The following is a 5,748-nucleotide window of genomic DNA, read 5'->3' as shown; positions in this document are numbered from 1 at the left end:
GTATAGAACGACGTTCCGCATTCCGGAATCCTGTTCTGAATACCGGCACGCGCGGCAAATCACCTGCAGCGTGTTTTATCCTTCCGTTGCACAGCCAGGAAACGAGAGAGACCGTGAGCTTTAGAGCATTTTCCCCGTTGTTGGGTAGCCCGAAAGAGGAGTGCAGCGGCGTTTTCATTAGGGAAAACGCCCATAGATGCGGATGCCCTACTTCACAGCTACAGGGAAAAAGCTTCACCCGTCGAGAATTTCTGAAGACCTCCGCCATGACCGTCGCTGCAACGGCGATGAGCGCTGAAGGTGCGGCGGGTCAGAGCGCTGACCGTGCTCCGCTGCGCCAGTTGCAGTACAGCGAAGTGCAGTTGACCGGCGGTCCCCTTGCCGAGCAGTACTTCGCCCTCAAGGCACACTACCTCTCCCTCTCGAACGATCGCCTGCTGAAGGTCTATCGGCAGCGTGCCGGTTTGCCTGCTCCCGGTGACGATATGGGCGGATGGTATGACCGCGACGGCTTCGTTCCGGGGCACGGTCTTGGACAGTACATCTCGGGCATGGCACGCATGGGCGCGGCTACAGGAGATGGCGCGTGCCACGCCAAAGCCCATGATCTTGTCGAGGGTTTTGCGGCTACACTTGGACCGCAGAACGCCAGTATCCTCCGGCCGGAGACGAACCTCTGGACCTGTTACACCGTCGATAAGCACCTGGTTGGTCTGCTGGATGCGGGAGCGCTGTCGAAGGTTCCAGGGACGACGGAGCTGTTGAATCGCGTGTTCGATGGAGCGAAGCCTCTGCTGCCGGCACAGGGACGCGATCGCATCGGCAAGAAGGATCCGCCATACGACGAGACATACATCATGCCGGAGAATCTGTTCGCCGCGGCAGAGGCCACGGGGAATCCGGTGTTCCGCGAATATGCCGTGCGGTATCTTCTGGACCGCGAGTTCTTTGACCGGCTTGCCAGCAAGGAAGATCCATTCCCCGGCCAGCATGCGTACTCGCACGCGATTGCGCTCTCGTCCGGAGGTAAGGCGTATCTCTCGCTCGGAGATGTTAAGTATCGCGATGCCATGCGCCATGCTTTTCTGCTGCTGACGACGACGCAGCAGTTCTCCAGCGGCGGCTGGGGCCCAAACGAGACCTTCGTTACGCCTCATCGTGGTGAGCTGTATGCATCACTCGGCACCACGGTCGATCACTTTGAGACTCCCTGTGGCGCTTATGCTGCAACTAAGCTGGCGCGCTATCTGCTGCGTACTGGGGTTCCACAAGACACGGCCTATGCCGATAACCTGGAGCGCGTTCTCTTCAATACCATCCTTGGCGTGAAGCGGCCGGACTCAGAGGGGCGTTATCCGTATTACTCCACCTACTCTCCCTACGCGGACAAGGTCTACTACAAGCAGAAGTGGCCCTGCTGTAGCGGCACGCTGGTGCAGACCGTGGCGGACTATCCGCTCAACATCTACTTCGGTGCAGACGACGGTTTGTATGTCACGCTGTATACGCCGTCGCGCGTGCAGACCCAGGTGAGGGATGTTGCCGTTGTTCTAACCCAGGAGACACAGTATCCGGTCGACGATCACGTGGCCCTTACCGTAAATCCCTCCCGGGAGGCGACCTTTGCACTGCACCTTCGCATTCCTGGTTGGCTGCAGCGGCCCGCAACCATCCGCGTGAACGGAAAGGTGGAAACGGCCAATGCTTCTGCTGGAACGTTCCACGCGCTGCGTCGCCAGTGGAAGGCAGGGGACCATGTGGAGCTGATGCTTCCGCAGGAGTTCCGTACCGAAAGCATCGATGACCGAAACCCGGATGTAGTCGCCCTGATGCGGGGACCGATGCAGTATGTTGCGTTAAATATCCCCGCAGCCGAGGCACACGCAAAGCTGCCGCTACCATCCAATCTGAAGGCGGCGGGTCCGCAGGCCTATACCGAACGGTACGCGGGGCGGGACGCTGTCTTTGTACCGCTGTACCGTATCGACAATGAACGCTATACGAGCTATTTTTATCGCGGTTGAGGAGACGTCAGAGTGAGCACTCATCCGCGCATCTGCGCGCGTTACTTCATCGAAACAGCCTTTCCGCTGGAGCAGGCAGCCGAAATCATGGCCGGCGAGCAGTCCACTGGAACATTTCTTCGTGTTCCTGGAGAGACGGAGGCGTTGCGCGAGCGGTTTGCGGCGCAGGTCGAGCTCATTGGTATCGGGGGCCGCAGTTTGGTGTCAGCGGCACGCGGGCTCTGACAGGTGTGTATGAGCGGCCGCTGATCGGCACCATCATCAAGCCCAGCATCGGAATGGATCCCGAAACGACAGCGGCACAGGTGCGTGTGCTGGCGGAAGCGGGTATCGATTTCATCAAGGACGATGAACTGCAGACCGATGGTGCGCACTGTTCGTTTACGGCTCGCGTCTCGGCCGTGATGCGCGTTTTGCGGGAGTTCGCGGAGCGGACAGGAAAGAACGTGATGTACGCGCCGAACCTGACCGGTGAGATCGACGAGATGCTGCGGCGTCACGACCACGTCGTCGCTGAAGGCGGACTGTGTGTCATGGTGAGCATGAACTCTATCGGCCTGCCGGCGATGAAGGTTCTGCGTGCGCACGCACAGGTTCCGATCCATGGGCATCGCAATGGCTGGGGGATGCTTGGCCGGTCGCCTGCCCTGGGGATGAGCTTCGTCGCTTTCAGCAAGCTGTGGCGGCTTGCCGGCATCGACCACACGCATGTGAATGGGCTTCGCAATAAGTTCTGCGAGAGCGACGAGTCGGTGATTGCATCTGCTCGCTCCTGTCTTACGCCGATGTTTTCCGCACCTTTGCCCGGCTGCGAGGTCATGCCAGTCTTCTCGTCGGGACAAAGCGCGCGTCAGGCGCCCGATACCTACAAGGCGCTTGGATGTACTGATCTGATCTATGCCTGTGGCGGAGGCATCATGGGACATCCCGGCGGTCCGGCCGCAGGTGTGCGCAGTCTGCAGCAGGCCTGGCAGGCTGCCGTTGAAGGTGTTCCTCTGGCCGAATTCGCGAGCCGCCATCAGGAGTTGGCGCAGGCGCTTGAGCTCTTCGGAGCCTAAGCTGAATGCGCAACCCGCTGCTTTATACCTATTACGGCGACGACTTCACCGGCTCAACCGATGTTCTGGAGCAGCTTGCCCGCGGTGGCATTCCTGCCGCTTTGTTCTTTGCTCCGCCGACGGCCGAGGATCTTGCATTGGCGCCTGGGCTCCGCGCTTATGGAATCGCTGGAGAGAGCCGCTCTCAATCACCCGAATGGATGAAGCAGAACCTTCCCGGGGTCTTTCGTTCGTTGCAGGCGGCGGGCGCTGCCATCACGCACTACAAGGTCTGCTCCACCTTCGATTCGTCACCGCAGGTCGGAAGCATCGGTTGTGCGATGGAGATAGGACGAGAGATCTTCGAGGGGCACACGGYTCCCATCGTTGTGGGCGCTCCTCATCTTCGTCGTTACGTGTGGCGGGGCCGCTTGTATGCTGCCGGCCCCGATGGCAGGGTATTGCGTATCGATCGACACCCGATGAGCCGGCATCCTGTGACGCCGATGCGTGAAGCGGACTTGCGGAAGCATCTCTGCGCGCAGACAACGCTGCGGATAGACCATGTGAGCTACAAGGATATTGGCAAAGGAGATGGATTCGCTGCCTTTGCGAAAGCCGAAGCTGCAGGTGCGAATGCCGTTCTCTTTGATACGGTGCGTCCATCGGAGTTAAGAGCGATAGGCAAGCTTCTCTGGCAGGTCGTAGGGCAACGGCAGATGTTTGCCGTTGGAAGCTCGGGTCTTACGGCCGCATTGGTAGAGGCGTGGCGGGATACGGGGCAGGATTCTGCTCCCAGGCCAGACACATCTTTACCACCGAAGATGCGAGGACCTCTCCTGGTTCTGAGCGGCTCATGTTCTGTCGCTACAGAACACCAACTGCGCTGGGCTTTCGCGCATGGCTTCGCCGGCATCGCCCTCCATCCAGAGGAGGTTATTGGAGATGCCGGCCGTCAGCGTGCCATCGTAGCTCAGGCGATTCAGTCCATACGGCAGGGAAGAGACATCGTGATCTATAGCGCGATGGGGCCGGTTAGCGCGCCGGCATCGGGATCAAGCCTCGGCGAGTCCCTCGGTGTCATGATGCGCCAGATTGTGCAGGCTACTGACATCTCGCGCGTTCTCCTCTGCGGTGGCGATACCAGCTCGCACGCGGTTCGGCAGCTTGGACTCAGGGCACTTACCTGGCAAGCGAATCTTCATACCGGCGTGCCTCTTTGCCGCACGCATGGCGCACTCGACATCGAACTTGCGCTCAAGGGCGGGCAGATGGGCGATGAGGATTTCTTCCAGCTCGTGCGTGACGCCTAGGGCGTGTGTCATGAAGCTGTTACGAACCCTTCGGCTTCACGAGAGTTAGTGACCACCGCTCGGTTTCGTGCTGAACCAGATGCCATTGGGAGCATCGGAACGCGCCGCCACGATGTCTGGCCAGCCGTCTCCATCGAAGTCGGCGAAGGCCAGGCCGTATACGGTGCCTTTGCCGTCGTTCCAGGGGACCTCGTGGAACGTGCGTCCTTGCCCGTTGTTGAAGAATATCGATCCGGGCAACTCCACGTAGCCCACGATGATGTCTGGCCGCTTGTCACGATTCAGATCGGCGATCGCCAGGCAGTACGGAGCCCGGGCGGGGCCGGGAAGCCTGACCGGTTCTCCGAACTGGCGTCTGCCGCGATTGAAGAGGATGAAGGAAGCCTTCAGGCGTTCATCGATGATCGCGAGATCCAGCCGCCCGTCGCCGTCGAGATCGCCAGCTGCTCCCATGCGAATCCAGGCTTCGGCTGCGCCGATCTTGGTCGAGGTGGGGAAGTGTCCCTTGCCGTCGTTCCAAAGCACGATGCTTTGGCCGCCATCGCGATGAGGGACGAAGAGATCGAGCGCTCCATCGCCGTCGAGGTCAGCCGCGACGATGGACGTTGCCGATTCTGTTGGAAGCGCTTCGCATGCGGGAAAATGGCCCTTGCCGTCGTTGAGGCAGATGTAACTCGGAGTGGGGTTCTGTGGGCCTTTTCCGGGTTTTCCGTCTACCAGGTCCGGATAATCGCCGCGGTTGGCAGCCACGATGTCCGGATAACCGTCGCCGTTCAGGTCGGCCAGGGTCACGTAACGCGTCGCCCAGTTGGGGCTGCCAAATGTACCGGCCTCGGTGAAGTGCCCTTTGCCGTCATTCAGGTAGACCAGTTTGCGATCGGGTGCGTCGTTGCTGACCACGATGTCCAGGTGGCCGTCACCATCGACATCGGCCAGCGCCGCCGAATAGGTGCGGTCGGGCGCAGTTCCCAGATTATTGGCGGTGAAGCTGCCATGGCCATCGTTCAATAGCACGCGGTTGAAGAGCGGCCAATGCCGCCCTTTGCCAAGAACGATGTCCGGCAGGCCGTCTCCGTTGAGGTCACCCACGCTGACTCCGGCCGAGGTTTCACTCTTTTCTTCAAGCAGCAGAGCGCGATCGAAAGAACGCCGGACCGGGGTCGATGCCGGCTGCGCCTGGGCCAACAGAACACTTGCAAACAACAACACCCATCCTGGCGAGGCTATCTTCTTATCGTTGATGCGCAGGTTAAGAACAGGCTTGGACACGATTGTCTCCGGAGAGCGGTTTTGTAACGAGATCAGTAGATACAGTCATCTGATCTTTCGCAAGACTTTGGAACTTCGTAAATCCTCGACTGGCAGGGATTGGAG

At 59.9% G+C, this 5,748-nt stretch carries 5 protein-coding genes; 4 read left to right on the top strand and 1 reads right to left on the bottom strand.

Annotated features, from left to right (window positions below):
- Positions 1-266: 266 nt before the first annotated feature.
- From AB4043_RS18780 to AB4043_RS18765, 4 genes are read left to right on the top strand one after another with little or no spacing between them, the layout of a single operon-like run.
- Complete coding sequence (locus AB4043_RS18780; protein ID WP_442300029.1) at positions 267-2,024, top strand: beta-L-arabinofuranosidase domain-containing protein; 1,758 nt, start codon at positions 267-269, stop codon at positions 2,022-2,024.
- A 12-nt stretch (positions 2,025-2,036) separates the two neighbouring features.
- Positions 2,037-2,249 (top strand): hypothetical protein, encoded by a 213-nt coding sequence (locus tag AB4043_RS18775; RefSeq protein ID WP_442307760.1) that lies wholly within the window; start codon positions 2,037-2,039, stop codon positions 2,247-2,249.
- Between the two features lie 5 nt (positions 2,250-2,254).
- Positions 2,255-3,082, top strand: coding sequence for a RuBisCO large subunit C-terminal-like domain-containing protein (locus tag AB4043_RS18770; protein ID WP_442307759.1), 828 nt, complete (start codon positions 2,255-2,257; stop codon positions 3,080-3,082).
- A 5-nt stretch (positions 3,083-3,087) separates the two neighbouring features.
- Positions 3,088-4,374 (top strand): four-carbon acid sugar kinase family protein, encoded by a 1,287-nt coding sequence (locus AB4043_RS18765; protein WP_442307758.1) that lies wholly within the window; start codon positions 3,088-3,090, stop codon positions 4,372-4,374.
- 45 nt (positions 4,375-4,419) lie between these two features.
- On the opposite strand, the gene AB4043_RS18760 is transcribed toward AB4043_RS18765, so the two are convergent.
- Positions 4,420-5,643 carry an FG-GAP repeat domain-containing protein gene (locus AB4043_RS18760; RefSeq protein ID WP_442300026.1) on the bottom strand — a complete coding sequence of 408 codons (1,224 nt, stop codon included), beginning with the start codon at positions 5,641-5,643 and terminating at the stop codon, positions 4,420-4,422.
- Between the last annotated feature and the right edge of the window lie 105 nt (positions 5,644-5,748).

This window comes from Terriglobus sp. YAF25, from assembly GCF_052113305.1.
Lineage (GTDB): Bacteria > Acidobacteriota > Terriglobia > Terriglobales > Acidobacteriaceae > Terriglobus.
The sequence above is the reverse complement of the archived record's forward strand: the minus strand, read 5'-3'. Positions and strand labels throughout refer to the sequence as shown.